The following is a 15992-nucleotide window of genomic DNA, read 5'->3' as shown; positions in this document are numbered from 1 at the left end:
CCCCAAGAGGCGCGGGCGCCCTTTGAGCCATCCACGCGCCTCCGTGGCTACACCCCCATCCCCAACCCTTCCCCCTTCGAGGGGGAAGGGAGTTAATTGTCCCGCTCCGCCTTCAGCGGCCGGGCGAGGAGCCCGAGGACGGCGGCGTCGACCTCGACTTCGCCGGCCAGTATGGCGGCGACGGCCTGACAGATCGGGGCGTCGACGCCAAGCCTGTCGATCAGGGCGCGCACGGCCGGGGCGGAAGCGACGCCCTCGGCGACCGACAGCTTGCCGGCCAGGGCCTGTTCCAGCGTCTGGCCGCCGCCCAGCGCCAAGCCGACGCTCATGTTGCGCGACTGCGGGCTGGAGCAGGTGAGCACCAGATCGCCCAGGCCGCAGAGGCCGGCGACAGTTTCGGCCTGCCCGCCGAGGGCCACGGCGATGCGGGTGAGCTCCGAGAAGCCGCGGGTGATCAGGGCGGCGTGGGCGCTGCGGCCCAGGCCGCGGCCTTCGGCGATGCCGCAGGCGATGGCCAGCACGTTCTTGATCGCCCCGCCGATCTCGGCGCCGATCATGTCCTCCGCGAGATAGGGCCGGAAGGTCGGGGTGGCGATGGCCTCGGCGAGCGCGCGGCCGAGCTCGGCGTCGGGGCAGGCCAGGGTCACGGCGGTCGGCAGGCCGCGCGCCACCTCGCCGGCGAAGCTGGGGCCCGACAGCACGGCGAGGCGCGCGTGGGGAACGACCTCGGCGGCGACCTCGGTCATCATCTTCAGCGAGCCCTGCTCGATGCCCTTGGCGCACAGCAGGATCGGCAGGCCGTCCCGCGCATGCGGGGCGAAGGCGGCCAGCGCCGCGCGCAGATGCTGGGCCGGCGCGACGGCGAGCACGAGGTCGACCTTGGCGAGGTCGGCGAAATCAGCGGTGGCGCGCAGGTCCGGGTCGAGGGCGACCCCGGGCAGGAAGGGGACGTTGACGTGGTCGGCGTTGACCCCGGCCACCACCTCCGGCTCGCGCGCTTGCAGAATCGTATCGAGGCCGGCGCGGACGCAGACCTGGGCCAGGGCGGTGCCCCAGGCGCCGCCGCCGATCACGCCTGCGCGCTGATAGCTCATGCTTTCGCTCCCTTGCGGCCGGCCTTGTGCATCGGGGCCGCGGCGGCGGCGGCGGCATCGAGCGGCCAGCGCGGCCGGGCCGAGACGTCCAGTGGATCGGAAACGCCCATCGCCAGGCGTTCGGCGCCCGCCAGGGCGATCATCGCCGCATTGTCGGTGCAGAAGGCCAGCGACGGGGCGGCGAAGGAGAAGCCGCGCCTGTCGGCTGCGCCCTGCAGGGCGGCGCGAATGGTCTTGTTGGCGGCGACACCCCCGGCGACCACGAAGCGCAGGTCGCGACCCTCATGGCGGCGAGCGTAGGCCGCCATGGCGCGGTCGGTGCGCTCGGCCAGCTGGCGGGCGACGGCGGCCTGGACGGCGGCGGCGAGATCGGCGCGCTGTTGGTCGGTTGTCTGGGCGGCGGCGAGGCGGGCGGCGGCGGTCTTCAGGCCGCTGAAGGAGAAGTCGCAGTCGTCGCGGCCGAGCAGGCTGCGCGGCAGGTCGAAGGCGGTCGGATCGCCCTCGGCGGCAAGCCGCTCCAGGGGCGGGCCGCCGGGGTAGGGCAGGCCCAGGGCGCGGGCGATCTTGTCGAAGGCCTCGCCGGCCGCATCGTCGATGGTCGAGCCGAGGCGGGTGCAGGCCCCGACCCCGGCGACCTCCAGCAGCTGGCAATGCCCGCCGCTGACCAGCAACAGCAGGAAGGGGTAGGGAATGTCCGACTCCAGGCGGGCCGAGACGGCGTGGCCTTCGAGATGGTTCACCGCCACCAGCGGCAGGTCGCGGGCCAGGGCCACCGCCTTGCCGAAGGCCAGCCCGACCATCACCCCTCCGATCAGGCCGGGGCCGGCGGTGGCGGCGACGCCCGAGAGATCGCCGAAGGCGACGCCCGCCTTGTCCATGGCCTGACGCGCGACGGCGTCGATCACCTCGACGTGGGCGCGGGCGGCCACCTCGGGGGCGACGCCGCCGAACGGAGCGTGCGCCTCGGCCTGGCCGCGCACCACCGACGACAGCACCTCGGCCCGGCCGTCCTGCAGGCGGACAACCGCCGCGGCGGTGTCGTCGCAGCTGGTTTCGAGACCGAGGATGGTGAGGGTGGAGGTCATACGCTCTTTAATCGCAGCGCCCTGTCCTGTAGCAGCAGGGGCATTGTTTCCGAGGTAGCTCCCCTCCCGTGTCGTCGCAACCCATCCGCATCGGCGCCCGCGCCTCCAAGCTGTCGCTGGCCCAGACCCGCACCCTGCAGGTGCGCATCGCCGCGTCCTTCGGCGTGGCCGAAGCCGACATGGAAAGCGTGGCCGTCATCGTGCCCATCACCACCACCGGCGACCGGGTCCAGGACCGTCGCCTGATGGAGATCGGCGGCAAGGCGCTGTTCACCAAGGAGATCGAGGAGGCGCTGCTGGAGGGCCGCGTCGACTGCGCCGTCCACTCGCTGAAGGACGTGCCGGCCGAGATGCCGGACGGGCTGGCGCTGGCCGCCATCCCCGAACGGGAAGACGCCCGCGACGCCTTGTTAAGCGAACGCTTCACCAGCCTGAGCGACCTGCCGATCGGCGCGAAGTTGGGCACCGCCAGCCTGCGGCGCCAGGCCCAGACCCTGGCCCTGCGGCCGGATCTGGAGATCGTCATGCTCCGGGGCAATGTCGATACCCGCCTGGCCAAGCTGGCGCGCGGCGAGGCCGACGCCATTCTTCTCGCAGCCTCCGGCCTCAATCGTCTGGGGCTGGGAGCCCTGCCGCGCGGCTTCGTCGATCCGGTCGCCAATCCGCCGGCCCCGGGCCAGGGCGCCCTGGCCGTGCAGACCCGCGTCGGCGACATCGACGCGCCGTGGGTGCGCGCCCTGCGGCATGAGCCGACGACTCTCCGCGTCGCCGCCGAGCGCGGGGCGCTGTTCGCCCTGGAGGGCTCCTGCCGCACCGCCGTTGGCGCCTACGCCCGCCTCGAGGGCCTGCGCCTGACCCTGACTCTCGAGGCCCTGACGCCGGACGGATCGAAGCGCTTCCGCCGCGAGGGCGACGTCGAGCTTCCCGCCGCCTCCGGCGCCTCGGCCGAAGAGGCCGCCCGCGCCCTCGGCCTTTCGCTCGGCCGGGCCGTGCGCGAAGAGGGCGGCGAGGCCCTGGTCTACTGATGGCCGGCCAGGGGGGGCCGCTCGTCTGGATCACCCGGGCCGAGCCGGGCGCCAGCGCCACCGCCAAACGCGTCGAAGCCTTGGGCTATCGGCCCCTGGTGTCGCCTCTGCTGACCATCGAGCCCTTGCCCAGCCTGGTCGAGCTGTCCGGCGTCTCCGCCCTGGCGTTCAGCAGCGCCAATGGCGTGCGCGCCTTCGCCGCCGCCAGCAGCGTGCGCGAACTGCCGGTCTACGCGGTCGGTGATCGCACGGCCGAGGAGGCCCGCGCTGTCGGCTTCACGCGGATCGAGTCGGCGGCCGGCGACGTCGAAGCCCTGGCCGCCCTGATCGTTCGCCGTCGGCCCGATGGCGTGGTGCTGAATCCCGGCACGGCCGAGCCGGCCGGCGACCTGGTCAGCGCCCTGGAGGGCGCCGGCCTCAAGGCGCGCCGGCTGGTGCTCTATCGCTCCGTCGACACCGAGCCGACCGCGGCCCTGACGGCCTGGGAACGGCTGGCCGCCGTGCTGATCCATTCGCCCCGCGCCGGGCGCGCGCTCGAACGCCTGATGGCGGCCCGCGCGGCGCCCCACATGCGGGCGATGACCATCTCGCCCGCCGCCGCCGAGCCCCTGAAACATCTGGATTTTCAGAGTGTGACCTCGGCGCCGCTTCCCAATGAAGCGGCGCTGCTTAATCTGCTGGTTCAGAACACGCCGATATAAGAGTCGCATGACGTCCGCCGACCCGTCGTCCACGCCCGACCCGACCGTGACGCCTCGCGATCCGGCGGCGTATGGCCGTCGCGGCTCGATCACCGGCGGCGCGGTCGCCCTGATGGTGGTGGTCGGCCTGATCTGCGCCGTCGGCGGCGGCTTCATCGCCTGGTTCGCGCCGAAGGTGTTTCCGTCCGTCGCGCCGCCGGCCGCCGCGCCGCTCGCCGCCGCGCCGGCCCTGGTCGCCCCGGCCGCTCAACCGAGCGTCGCCGAGCCCGCGCCGGTCGCCGCCGCCGCCACCTCCGCCGACGTCGCGGCCCTGCAGGAGCGGGTGGGCGCGCTCGAGACCGCCCAGGGCCGCACGGCCGCCGCCGCCCAGGCCGCCCTGGCCGCCAGCGCCCTGGTCGAGGCCTCGCGCGCCTCGCGTCCGTTCGTCGAGGAGATGGCGGCCGTCGAACGTTTGCTGCCGCCTTCGCCGGAGACCCGCCTGCTGCGCCGCCTCGCCGAGACCGGCGCCCCGAGTCGTGAAGCGCTGTCGGACGACTTCCAGGCCGCCGCCGCCCGCGCCGCCACGGCCGCCCGCGCGCCCGCCGACGGCGGCGGCTTCTTCGACCAGGTCGCCTACGCCATGGGATCGGTGATCTCTGTCCGCCGCGTGAGCCTCACCTCGGGCAATACCCCCGACGCGGTGCTAGCCCGCGCCGAGCAACTGGTCGCCGACGGCGACATCGACGCCGCCCTGGCGACGCTCGACGCCCTGCCGCCGCGCGCTCGGGAGGCCATGGGCGCCTGGCGCGCCCGCGCCGCGCGCCGCGCCGAGATCGACCGGGCGGTGGCGGCCATTCGCGCCCAGGCGCTCGCCGATCTGCAGGCGCGCCCATGATCCGCGCCATCCTCGTCGTCCTCCTCATCGTCGCCCTGGCGGCGGCGGCCCTGGCCTTCACCGGTGACCCGGGCCGGGCCAACCTGGTGTGGCTGGGCTGGCGCGTGGACATGACGGCCAGCGCCGCCATGTTGCTCAGCCTGTTCGCCGCCCTGGTCGCGGCGCTGATCTGGCGGCTGGTGATCTGGGTGGTCGAGGCGCCGCGGCGGGCGCAGCGAGCGCGGGCCGAGCAGCGCCGGCGTCAGGCCGGCGAGGCCCTGTCGCGCGGCTTCCTCGCCGTGGCGGCGGGCGACGGCTCCGAGGCGCGGCGCCTCGCGCAGAAGGCCGCCGAACTCTCCGATGAATCTCCGGCCTTGGCGCGGGTGCTGGCCGCCCAGGCCGCCGAGGCGGCGGGGGATCTCGCGGCGGCGCGCGCCGCCTACAACGCCATGCTCGGCTTTCCCGAAATGCGGCTGGCGGGGCTGCGCGGCCTGATGCTGACCGCCCAGGCCGAGGGCGAGCCGGAGATCGCCCTGCGTCATGCCGAGACCGCCTATGGCCTGGCCAAGACCGCCCGCTGGGCCTGGCGCGCCCTGTTCGACGCCCGCATCGCGGCCGGCGACTGGGCGGCCGCCATCACCCTGGTGCAGGGCGCCCTGGAGCGGAAGATCGTCTCGCCGCTGGTCGCCGAGCGGGCGCGCGCCGCCCTGCTGGCCGCCTCCGCGGCCGAACTCGAACAGCCGTCGCCGGCGCGGCGCGAGGGGGACGAAGGCCCGCCGGTCGATGAGCGCAAGCGCGCCCAGGCCCTCGACTTCGCCCAGCAGGCCGCCAAGCTGCGGCCGGACTTCGCGCCCGGCGTGGTGATGGCCGCCCGGCTGCTGGCCGCCGACGGCAAGCTGAGCCGGGCCGCCCATCTGATCGAGAGCGCCTGGAAGGCCGCGCCGCACCCGGCGCTGTGGCTGGCCTTCCGCGATCTGCGCCCCGACGAGACGCCGCGCCTGCGCGCCGTGCGCCTGGCCGGCCTCGCCGCCCTGAACCCGGAAGCGCGCGAGAGCCGCCTGCTGCGGGTCGAACAAGCCCTGGTCGCTAATGACGGGGCCGGCGCGCGCCTGGCCGCCCACGCGCTGGACGCCGAGCTGGTCGAGCCGACCGCCCGCCTCTGCGGGTTGATGGCCCGCGTGGCCTATACCGCCGGCGACCGCGACGAGGCCCGGGCCTGGATGGCGCGGGGAGTCGCCGCGCCGCAGGAGCCGGACTGGTCCGACCTCGACCCCGAGGGCCACGCCTTCGCCTACACCCGCCAGGACTGGGCGCGGCTGGCCGCGAGCTACGCCGAGACGGGCGAGCTGATTCACCCGCGCTTCGAGCGCCGCGAACGGACGATCAGCGACCTGCCGCAGATTCCGCTGTCGTACGAGGAATCGACCCCGTTCGTGCGCGGCGTCACCTCGGGCCATGAGCTCCTGGCCCCCGTGCCGGACGATCCCGGGGCCGGCGGATTCGACGACGAGAACGGCGAGGACGAGGCCGCCGCCATGCCCGAAGCCCAGCCGCGACGGGCGCGACGTCCACGCCGCTTGGCAAGCGGTCCCCGCCCCGCTAAATAGCCGCCTCCAGACGGCGGGCCACCGCCGGTCGCCCCTAGGGCCGACGCCGCTTTAGCTCAGCTGGTAGAGCACCTCATTCGTAATGAGGGGGTCACAGGTTCGAGTCCTGTAAGCGGCACCATTCCCATGAAGTCGACGATTTAGGCTTGCGGGTTGCACGCCATGTCGCCGCCGTCGCCTTCTCTTACGCCTTCATGACGTCGAGGGAAGCGCTGGCGCCGAAGGGCTCTAGCATTGCGCGGAAGCGTCCATCGGGGCGCGCCAGCAGGGTCTTCGGTGAGCCCGACTCGATGACGACGCCGTCCTCCAGGACGATCAGGTGGTCGAAATCCACGATGGCTGTGAGCCGGTGGGTGATCGAGATCGTCGTCTGGTCCTTGCGGGTATCGAGCAGCCCGTGGCGGATTTTGTCCTCCATCAAGGCGTCGAGCGCGCTCGTCGCCTCGTCGAGAATGAGAATCTGGGGGCGCCGCAGAATCGCCCGCGCCAGCCCGAGCCGTTGCCTCTGTCCCCCCGAGAAGTTGGCGCCGTGGGTTCCGATCCAATGGTCGAGACCCATGGGAAGCGCGTTGATGAGCGGGGACAGGCCGGCCATGTCCGCGGCGGCCATGATCTCGGCGGTGTCGGCTTCGGCATGGGCGACGGCGATGTTTTCCCTCACCGTGCTTTCCATCAGTTCGACATCCTGGCCGGCCAGGGCCAGGCGATGAAGCCAGTCCTCCCGCCGCAGGGTGTTCAAGGGGCGGCCGTCGACGAGGATTCGCCCCTCTCCGGGTTCGTCCAGGCGAAGGAGAAGATTGACGATGGTGGTCTTGCCGGCGCCGCTGGCCCCGACGATCGCCGTGCGCTTGCCCGCCGGAATCTCGAAGGAGACCGATTTCAGAACCCGGTCACCGTCCTCGCTATAGGCGAAGCTCACGTTCTCGAAGGTGACGCCGCGCTCCAGCCGCTCAAAGGGCGTCGCGCCATCGGGGGCGTAGTTCTTGAACGGCTGCTGGAGAAGCTTGGCGACGCGGGAGAGCGCCGCCTCGAGTTGAGCCAACGAAAGCAGGCCGTTCTGGAGTTCCTTGATCGGCCCCTGCAGTCGGTAGAGCAGGGCGACCACGGCCAGGGTGGCCGCGAAAGGGGTGTGCAGTTCGCGCGCCAGCAGGGCGATGGAGATCAGAACGATCACATAGCCAAGCTCCGAGACCGGGGTGATGAGGGCGAACATCGCGTGCGTCCGCAAGTTGACCCTGCTTGAGTCCGAGGAAGCGGTTTCGAAGCGCTGTTGATGGGCGGCCTCCTGCGCGAAGGCGCGGATCGTCCGCATGCCCTGCAACACATGCAGGACCTTGGCGGCCATCGTCTGGTTGATCTCGGCCGCGGCCAGGCCGAGGCGGCGGGCTGGCTTCGCCATCAGGTTGACGCCAATGAACAGGGCGGCGCCCAGCGAGATCGCGGCCACGGTCAAGGGCCAGGAAATCGACAGCAGGACGATCGCGGTCACGGCGATATAGGCCAGGGAGACGAGAAGCCTGGCCACCACGCCGTAGGCCGTCGAGACGGCCCAGGATTCCTCGGCCAGGAGGCTCAGCATGCCGCCCTGGTCCTGCTTGCGGACGAACCCGTAGTCCACGAACAGATACTGACGATGCAGACGATTGCGCACCGCCTCTCCCAGCAGGCTCTGCACCCTGACGGACAGCAGGCTGTAGCAGGTCGAGAAGGCGACCTTGGCCGCGATCATCACCAACACCAGCGGAGCGACCAGGGCGGGGCTTGGCAGGATGGCGAGAAGTTGCTGAAGGAATCGCCCGAAAGCTCCGCCGAACGCATGAATCTGATCGACCTGGCCCATGGCGGCGTAGAGGAACAGGATCACGAAGCTCACGCCGAGGCTCTCGGCGATCGATGACAGGACGCCCAGCCCGATAATGGCCGCCAGCGGCCAGACGCGAACGTCCAGCAGCCTCGCCAAGGCCAGGCCGTCGGACCGCAGGAAGCTGAACTTCAGAGCTTTCGACGAAGGCCGGATCATGTCGAGGCTTCCGTGGGGCCGATGGCGAACAGGGGCTTCGGCTCGTGACGGCCCCTCCGCAACAGCTGGAGGCCCGATTTGCGGCAAACATTCACGACCGTGCGAGCCGCGTAACGGAGGTCCAGCCGGGCGATCTCGACCAGAAGCTCCACGGCCGGGCCGAACCTGCGGTTACGCACCGCCTTCCAGAACAGCCATGCCGATAGGTCGACTTCGCCGCGATGAACCTCCAGGGCGTATCGCGGGTATTTGCGGCGCATCTCGGCGCCGACCAGTCGATAGGATCGCAGCATCTGAGTGACGTCGGCGGACATGGCCTCGGGCATGCGCCGATAACCCGTGAGAAAGTCCGGCACGAGGCTGAAGTCGTGCCGCTCGGCGATGCGGAAATAGAGAAGCAGATCTTCGCAGCCTTGGGCGTGTTGAGCGCGCAGATCGCTACTATACCCGCCGGCTTCCAGGACCGCGGACTTTCGCATCAAGGCGGCGCTTCCGTTGCCGATCAGGTTTCCCCGACAGAGCCGGGCCAGGACATCGCCCTCGTCGCGCGGCGTGTGGTTCGTCTCGATCGTCCGCCCATCCTCGTCGATCACCGCATACCAAGTATAGGCAAGCGCGGCCGAGGGGCCGCCTCGACGCAGCGCTTCGAGCTGACGTTCAATCTTGTCGGGCGCCCAGAGATCGTCGGCGTCGACCGGCGCGACCAGTTCGCTGTGACAGCTTGAAATCCCCAGATTCCGCGCGGCCGCGACGCCCCCGTTCGATTGCCGCAAGAGGCGCACGCGCGGGTCCTGCTCGGCGTGGGCGCTCACGCGCTCGGCCGTGCCGTCGGTCGATCCGTCGTCCACGACCAGGATTTCCAGTTGTCTGTGCGTCTGATTCCGGACGCTGACGAGCGTGGCGTCGATGGTTCGCGCCGCATTGTAGGCCGGTATGACCACGGCGACGCTTTCGTCGGTCGCGGCGGCCTCGGGCTCCAAGCCGGGCGCCTCGGCGACGGTTTCCCCGGGGGGCGGGACCAGCGTCACCTTGTCGATAAGGCCCCGGTCGTCGCCCGCGCCCCAGCGGCGCAGCGCGGCCTCGTGCAGCGCAAGTTTCAGCGCGTGCTTACGTCGTCCCTTGCTCCTGATCGCGGCGAACGCCGGCTTCGCCGCCGCGACCCAGAATCGCCCTGACCAGATCGCGGCCGAGGCTTCGAAGAATTCCCGATCGCCGATCGCCTGCCGACAGACCTCGGCCAGGTCGCGGGCGGTCAGCGGGCCGGAGATCGGAATTTCGCCGCGCACGGCGGGCGCGCCGGGGCGGAGTACGGCGAACATGAGGCGGTCGACGCTCGGGGGCGGAACAAACGCCGCCAGCCCGGCCGGTCTCAGGGGCAAGGCGGCGGTGTGGAGCAGCGCTCCGGCGAAATCCTCGGGGGCGGCCAGGATCGCCTCGCGCTCCAGCGCATCGGCCAGTTCGCGATCGGCCCCGACGGGCCGCTCGCCGGTCAATATCCGCAGCAGCGGTTGCAGCGATGGCCAGGCCTGGACGAGCAGTCCAGGAGCCTCGGCGAGCGGCCGCCGCGCCCCGACGGCGAGGCCGGCCAGGAGGGTCCGGGCCAGGGCGATGGTCTGACCGCCGTCGTATATCCTGCCGAGCCGAGCGACCAGCGGCGCGCCGTCCTGGCCGGCGCCGACACGGGCGGCGGCGCACCAGGCCGCAAAGGACGTCGCGCGTGCGTCGAGGTCTCCGGCGTTCAGACCGTCGGCCCACGCGGGCGCCGGCGTCTTCACGCGCGGATCAGGGCCGTACCCGCGGCGTAGGACCGTGAGCCCGTCTCGCAGCATGGCCTCGAAATCGCAGGACAGCGACCCGGGCGACAGCCGGTAGTCGGCCAGGTGTTCCGGCACGGCCTTGGCGCGCAGCCCTTCCCGCGCCAGCCTCTGCCACAGGTCCCAATCTTCGCAGGTCGCCAGGGCCGCATCGAAGCCGCCGGCGGCCAACAGGCGGTCCCGCCTCACAAGCATGCAGTGCAGCGCCACGGTGCATTCCCGGCCAAGCAGGGCGAAACCGAGCTCCGCCAGGCGGGGATCGAAACTCTCGGCCGCGACGACGCCGTCCGGTGTGAGCCGGCGGTACCCGCAATAGACCGCGTCCCACCCCCTGGCGCTTTCGGCCGGCGCCAACATGGCCTCCACATAGCGAGGCGCGACCTGATCGTCGGCGTCGAGGAAAACCACCCAAGGGGTTTCGACGCGGGCCAGGCCGGCGTTTCGAGCCTTGCAGACGCCCTGGTTGGCCGTCGAGAAGCCGGTAATGCGCGAGTCGCGTCGCTGGTAAGCGGCGATCAAGGCGGCGGTTGCGTCGGTCGATCCATCGTCGATCACGATCGCCCGCCAGTCGCCGCGCCCCTGGGCCAGCAGGCTGTCGAGAGCTGCGGCCAGGGTTCCGGCTGCGTTGTACGCCGGGATGACGAAGGTTACGCCGCTCATCGGACGAGCCTGGAGCGCGGTCTAGTCAGGTAAAAGACTGCGCCCGAAATCGCCCCGCGAATCTCCGTGAGGGCGAAGCAGTCTTCCGGCCGCGCCCGTCCCTTAAAGCGTCGCTTCAGCACCGCCTTATAGTGCAGCGGCAGGGTATGGAGGAGGCGTCGCAGCTCGCGCGAAGACTTCGCGCCCTCACGTTGCACCAACAAGGCGGCGACGTGGCCTCGCATGTAGGCGAATAACTGCCGCCTCAGCGCTTCCATCTCCCGACGATGATAGTGGAAGACGACGGCGGAGGGCTCATATCTGCAGACGCCGCCGTGGACGAGGATTCGATGCCACATTTCGGAGTCGCCGGAACATCCGGCCGCGCCGACGTCCAATCGCTCGTCGAAGAACCCGACGGCGTCGAAGACGGCGCGGCGGAACGCCATGTTCGCGCCGGCGCCGATACGCCACACGGGCGCCGGATCGCCCGGCTCCTCTTCCAGGAAGCTCGGCTGGAAGTCGCGGCGCTGGAACCCTTGGCCGAAACTCCAGAAGCTTTCGAAGTGCCACTGGGCGGCGGTGTCGAGCTCCGCGGGCAGTACAAGGCCGGTGACGGCGGCTATCGAGGGCGAGTCGAACGCCTGCACCACCCGCTCGAGCCAGCGCGGATGAAGCACCACATCGTCGTCGGTGTAGGCCAGTATTTCGCCCGTCGCGTGTCGGGCGCCGGCGTTGCGAGCGATGTCGAGACCGGGACGAGGCTCGCGCACGTAGATCACGCCGGCCGCGAGGCACACCTGGCGGGTCGCGTCGGTGGTCGGCGCGTTGTCGACGACGATAACCTCATCGGGCGTCCGCGATTGCCGGGGCAGCGACGCCAGGCAACGCGCGAGGGTTTCGGGCCGGTCCCGCGTGCAGATCACCAGGCTGAGGGAGCTCGCCGCGCCCGTGAGCGCGGGGGAATCGGGCCCCGCATTCAAGTCCGCGGCGGGAAGGAACGGTCGCTCCACGATCTTCTGGCCGACGGGTCGATCCCCGCGCCAGAACACGCATAGGGTCTTTTCCGACGGCCGGATTTCCGCAAGGTCGGGACCGTCGAGGTCCACATGCCGAACGCCGCGACCTTCCGGCCGGCCCGCTGAGGAAGGCGAAGGGGCGTGCAGGGATGGCGTCGGGCGCACCGGCGCAATTTCACCGGTCTGTGGCATGTCGCGCACGCCGGTCAACTTTGGACCTCGGCAGGCCGGAGCAAAAACCTCTGGCGCTTCTCGCCGGAGGATCGGCGACCGAACAGACTTCCAACCCGAACCCGCACGAAGCGCAGACCCAGGCGGCAGAGGGTGTCGATCGCGCTGAGGCTATCGTGGCGGCAGAGTTCAAGAAAAACAGTCAGGAAACTGCGCCACTGTTCCTGGCGCACGGCTCGATAGAGCATGAATCGCATCAATCGCGATCTCGATCCCCGCAGTATCGGCGCCAATTGAGGGTGCCTCGCCTGAATTTCCGCCATGCAGATGTCCCGTGAACGCAGCATCTGCGGCATGTCGCTCGACATATTGCCCGGCGATTGCCGGTAACCGACCAGGAAATCCGGCGCCAGGGCGAAACTGGCGCGCTCGGCCACGGCGAAATAGAACTTCCAGTCCTCGCATCCCTCGGCGTTCGCCGCGCGAAGGCTCGTGTCGAACCCTATCGAAGCCGCCAGGCTTCGCCGCACCATGGCCGAGCTTCCGTTACCCACGATGTTGCGACGGGCCAGCGCGCTCAGCAGATCTTCGCCGACGTCCGGCCGCGGGAGCGCATGGATGACATTGGTCTCGTCGTCGATCAGCGCGTACCAGCAATAGACCAGCCCGACTTCGTCCCCCGCCTCTTCGAAGGCCGCCAGCTGAAGGTCGATCTTGTCCGACCGCCAGACGTCGTCGGCGTCGACGAACGCCACATAGTCGCCTTTAGCTTCCGCCAACCCGGTGTTGCGCGCGGCCGCCACGCCGGCGTTGGCCTGCGATCGAAGCCGGACCCGGGGGTCGACCGCCATGTGCGCCTCGACGATCGTGGCCGTGCCGTCGCGCGAGCCATCGTCGACGACAAGGATTTCCAGGCGCGCATAGGTCTGGGCCCTGACGCTGAGGAGCGTCTCATCCAGGGTCGCTTCCCCATTGTAGGCCGGGATGACCACGGAGACGAGCGGACGCTCCCGGAGGTCGGCGACCTTGGGGTGGATCACCAGATGGCGCGTAGCGGGCATCCGAGCGGCTTTCCTGCTCAGGCGGCTCGCGTGGCTAGGCCGAGTTCGACGCGAAACCACTCGATGGTCCGATCGACGCCTTCCTCGTAGCTCACGGCGCACGCCCAACCCGGGATCTGCTCATTGCAGAGGGTAAGGTCGGGCCGGCGATTGGTCGGATCCTGAACGACCGGCGGCTCGTAGCTGAGCGTCGCTTCCGGGAAGTGCTTGGCGATGATGTATCGGGCCACGTCGATGACGGGAATCTCGCGGTCGTTGCCGATGTTCAGCGGGCCGGGGTAGTCCGAACCGTCCAGCCAGAAGAACCTTTCGAGCGCATCGACGATGTCGTCGATGTAGCCCCAGCTTCGCGACTGCAGGCCGTCCCCGAAAATGGTGATGGGTTCGCCGCGCAGCGCCTGGGTGATGAAATTGGAGACGGCTCGGCCATCGTCCGGCCGGGTGCGCGGGCCGAATACGTTGAACAGGCGAACGACCTTCACCCGCACCTTATGGACGCGCAGCGCCTGAAAAAGCATCGCCTCGACACAGCGCTTGCCTTCATCATAAGCCGAGCGTGGACCCGTGCAGTCGACGGACCCGCGATAGCTCTCCGGCTGGGGCGACACCAATGGGTCGCCATAGACTTCAGAGGTAGATGTATAGCAAATCAGGCCCCCAGGCGCGAGGGCCTTGAGCATATTCATGGCGCCGAGGACGTTGGCTGAGATCGTCCGCAAGGGTTCGTTCATATACCACGGCGGAGACGCGGGAGAGGCCATGTGGTAAATCTCGTCGAAGCTCTGGTCGAACTCGACATGTTCTACGTCGGCCTTCAGGAATTCTAGGCGCGGATCGGCGATATGCGCCAGGTTGTCCGTGCGCCCCGTCCAGAGATTGTCGACGACGAGAATCTTCGCGATGTCTTCGCGCCGCAGCAGCCGATCGACGAGGTGCGATCCGATGAAACCCGCGCCGCCCGCAACCAGTATGTTTTTCATGTCCACGCCCCACATGCGCAGTACCAAATCGGCACAGTGCCGCTTGGAGAGAATTGTGTTTGCAAACAAGGAGCCAGCGTGAGGGGGAAGGCTCAGTGAGCGAACGTGGTTATGGTAAATCACGGAGGGGCGCCAATCTCAATGGCGGCCCAAAGCCCTATACGGGCCGCCGTCGATCAAGTCGGCCGGAGGGCTGATGAGCGAAGCGAGCCGCGAGGCCGCGGCCTGCTGGTCGACGCGGCTGCGAGGGGTGGCGAAGCGGACCTAGCCTGGCGCCCGCAGCACGGCGGCGCGGTCGGGCATCGATGGCGCCGCGCCCTTCGACTGCACCGAAAGAGCCGCGGCGGCGTTGGCCTCGGCCAGACCGTCCATGAGGTCGGTCCCGCGCGAGAGGGCGGCGGCGAGGTAGCCGGCGAAGCAGTCGCCGGCGCCGGTGGTGTCGACCACCTCGGCCTTGCGGCCCGGCAGCCGCCGCGTCTCTCCGCCGTGGGTGACCGAGACGCCGCGTTCACCGAGGGTCACGACGAGAACCTGGTCGTCGCTCAGGCTCAACGGCGCCAGGAGGTCGCGCTCGCTCTCGTTGACCAGCAGGACGTCGGTCACGGGCAGCAGTTCGCGGGCCGCGACATCGACCGGCGAGGGGTTGAGCACGGTCGTCGCTCCGGCCGCCTTGGCGCGGCGCAGGAACCGCTCGACCAGGGCGATGGGCGACTCCAGTTGGGTGAGGCAGACGTCGCCGGGCGCGATGGGCGCGGCGTCCACCTGGGCGGCGGTGAGTTCGGCGTTGGCGCCGGCCAGGACGATGATCTGGTTGTCGGCGGGCGAGGTGGCGACCACAGCCAGCCCGGTCGGCGTGGGTACGCGATTGATATGACCGACATCGACCCCGGCGGTCGCCAGCGCCGCGAGCATCCGGTCGCCGTCCTCGTCCGCCCCCACGGCGGCGATCAGGATGCAGGGCGCGCCGGCCCGCGCCGCGGCCACGGCCTGGTTGGCGCCCTTGCCGCCGAGCTGGCGATCAACGCTGGAGCCGAGCACGGTTTCGCCCGCTTTCGGCAAGCGCGCGACGCTGAGCAGCAGGTCGACGTTGATGCTGCCGAGTACGACCACGGTTCCGGTCATGGCGTGGAAGTCGTGGGCGCGGGCTCGGCCCGTCCCCGGCGCACGAACTCCACCTCGAAGACGAGATCGACCTCGTCGCTGGCGAAGGGACGACCGCCGGTGATGTTGAAGTCCGAGCGCTTGATGCGGCCTGTGCCGGAGAAGCCCATGCGCGTGCCGGCGCCCAGCAGGCCGGGGCCGGCGCCGTTGAAGGTGACGTCGAGCGAGACCGGCCTGGTCACCCCGTGCAGGGTCAGGTCGCCGTCGAGTTGGCCGCGAGCGGGGGCGTTCGAGGTCAGGCCTGACGAGACGAAGGTGATGCTGGGGTATTTGTCGGGCTCGAAGTAGCCGGCGACGGTGCGGTCGAACGACGACTCCGTGGTTTCGATGGAGCGTGGGTCCACGTTGATGGTCACCTTGGTCTTGTCCCAGCCGGCGGGGTCATAGTCGAAGCTGCCGGTCAGGCCCTTGAAGCGCATGGTGTAGTTCGAAAAGCCCATGTGGACGACGCGCACCACCAGGCTGGCGTGGCGCGGATCGAGTTCGTAGCGGCCGGCCGGGGTCCTGGCCGGATCGACCGTCTCGGGGTTGGCCAGGGCCGGCGCCGCCGACAGCAGCGAAGCCAGGCCGAGCGACAGGGCGAGATGGGCGAGTTTCATCGACGCTCCGAGGTCGAGGCGAGCCATGGCAGCACCGCCGCAGGCAGACGGCAAGCCCGCCTGACTGAGGTTCGCCGGGCGCGGGCGAAAAGTTGCGCATGGTCGCCAGAAGTTTTCAGACTGCGCCGGCTTGCTGGCCGCGCCCTAGTCCGCTAATCCTTCC

General features: G+C 70.3%; 13 protein-coding genes and 1 tRNA gene. 5 read left to right on the top strand and 9 right to left on the bottom strand.

Going from position 1 to position 15992, the window contains the following annotated elements; translation table 11 throughout:
- Window positions 1–92: 92 nt before the first annotated feature.
- Window positions 93–1094 carry an NAD(P)H-dependent glycerol-3-phosphate dehydrogenase gene (locus ACFLIT_RS08935; protein WP_479910872.1) on the bottom strand — a complete coding sequence of 334 codons (1002 nt, stop codon included), beginning with the start codon at window positions 1092–1094 and terminating at the stop codon, window positions 93–95.
- Window positions 1091–2179 (bottom strand): tRNA (adenosine(37)-N6)-threonylcarbamoyltransferase complex transferase subunit TsaD, encoded by a 1089-nt coding sequence (gene tsaD, locus ACFLIT_RS08930; protein ID WP_479910871.1) that lies wholly within the window; start codon window positions 2177–2179, stop codon window positions 1091–1093. The genes ACFLIT_RS08935 and tsaD overlap by 4 nt, the downstream gene beginning before the upstream one ends.
- A gap of 68 nt (window positions 2180–2247) precedes the next feature.
- On the opposite strand from tsaD, the gene hemC reads away from it, so the two are divergent.
- The 5 genes from hemC to ACFLIT_RS08905 all read left to right on the top strand — a co-directional run bounded on the left by hemC (window position 2248) and on the right by ACFLIT_RS08905 (window position 6486).
- Window positions 2248–3204, top strand: a complete 957-nt coding sequence (gene hemC / locus ACFLIT_RS08925; protein ID WP_479910870.1) for a hydroxymethylbilane synthase — start codon at window positions 2248–2250, stop codon at window positions 3202–3204.
- Window positions 3204–3905: a uroporphyrinogen-III synthase gene (locus ACFLIT_RS08920; RefSeq protein ID WP_479910869.1), complete on the top strand. Its 702-nt coding sequence runs from the start codon at window positions 3204–3206 to the stop codon at window positions 3903–3905. Before hemC ends, ACFLIT_RS08920 begins: the two co-directional genes overlap by 1 nt.
- Window positions 3906–3912: 7 nt before the next feature.
- Window positions 3913–4779 carry a COG4223 family protein gene (locus ACFLIT_RS08915; RefSeq protein WP_479910868.1) on the top strand — a complete coding sequence of 289 codons (867 nt, stop codon included), beginning with the start codon at window positions 3913–3915 and terminating at the stop codon, window positions 4777–4779.
- Window positions 4776–6365 (top strand): heme biosynthesis HemY N-terminal domain-containing protein, encoded by a 1590-nt coding sequence (locus ACFLIT_RS08910; protein WP_479910867.1) that lies wholly within the window; start codon window positions 4776–4778, stop codon window positions 6363–6365. Before ACFLIT_RS08915 ends, ACFLIT_RS08910 begins: the two co-directional genes overlap by 4 nt.
- A gap of 45 nt (window positions 6366–6410) precedes the next feature.
- A tRNA-Thr gene (locus ACFLIT_RS08905) sits at window positions 6411–6486 on the top strand.
- Window positions 6487–6549: 63 nt separating this feature from the next.
- Here the strand turns inward: ACFLIT_RS08905 and ACFLIT_RS08900 are convergent.
- The 7 genes from ACFLIT_RS08900 to ACFLIT_RS08870 all read right to left on the bottom strand — a co-directional run bounded on the left by ACFLIT_RS08900 (window position 6550) and on the right by ACFLIT_RS08870 (window position 15829).
- On the bottom strand, window positions 6550–8385 hold the full coding sequence (locus ACFLIT_RS08900; protein WP_479910866.1) for an ABC transporter ATP-binding protein: 1836 nt from the start codon (window positions 8383–8385) through the stop codon (window positions 6550–6552).
- Complete coding sequence (locus ACFLIT_RS08895) at window positions 8382–10859, bottom strand: glycosyltransferase (protein ID WP_479910865.1); 2478 nt, start codon at window positions 10857–10859, stop codon at window positions 8382–8384. The genes ACFLIT_RS08900 and ACFLIT_RS08895 overlap by 4 nt, the downstream gene beginning before the upstream one ends.
- Window positions 10856–12058, bottom strand: coding sequence for a glycosyltransferase family 2 protein (locus ACFLIT_RS08890; RefSeq protein ID WP_479911156.1), 1203 nt, complete (start codon window positions 12056–12058; stop codon window positions 10856–10858). Before ACFLIT_RS08890 ends, ACFLIT_RS08895 begins: the two co-directional genes overlap by 4 nt.
- Window positions 12059–12063: 5 nt before the next feature.
- Window positions 12064–13089, bottom strand: a complete 1026-nt coding sequence (locus tag ACFLIT_RS08885) for a glycosyltransferase family 2 protein (protein WP_479910864.1) — start codon at window positions 13087–13089, stop codon at window positions 12064–12066.
- Window positions 13090–13106: 17 nt separating this feature from the next.
- Window positions 13107–14069, bottom strand: coding sequence for an NAD-dependent epimerase/dehydratase family protein (locus ACFLIT_RS08880; protein ID WP_479910863.1), 963 nt, complete (start codon window positions 14067–14069; stop codon window positions 13107–13109).
- Window positions 14070–14333: 264 nt separating this feature from the next.
- Window positions 14334–15191 (bottom strand): ribokinase, encoded by an 858-nt coding sequence (locus tag ACFLIT_RS08875; RefSeq protein WP_479910862.1) that lies wholly within the window; start codon window positions 15189–15191, stop codon window positions 14334–14336.
- Window positions 15188–15829 carry a YceI family protein gene (locus tag ACFLIT_RS08870; protein ID WP_479910861.1) on the bottom strand — a complete coding sequence of 214 codons (642 nt, stop codon included), beginning with the start codon at window positions 15827–15829 and terminating at the stop codon, window positions 15188–15190. Before ACFLIT_RS08870 ends, ACFLIT_RS08875 begins: the two co-directional genes overlap by 4 nt.
- Window positions 15830–15992: the final 163 nt, after the last annotated feature.

The organism is Caulobacter sp. HJHS_5 (genome assembly GCF_056683955.1).
Note: the sequence above shows the minus strand (reverse complement) of the source record. Positions and strands in the feature narration are given on the sequence as shown.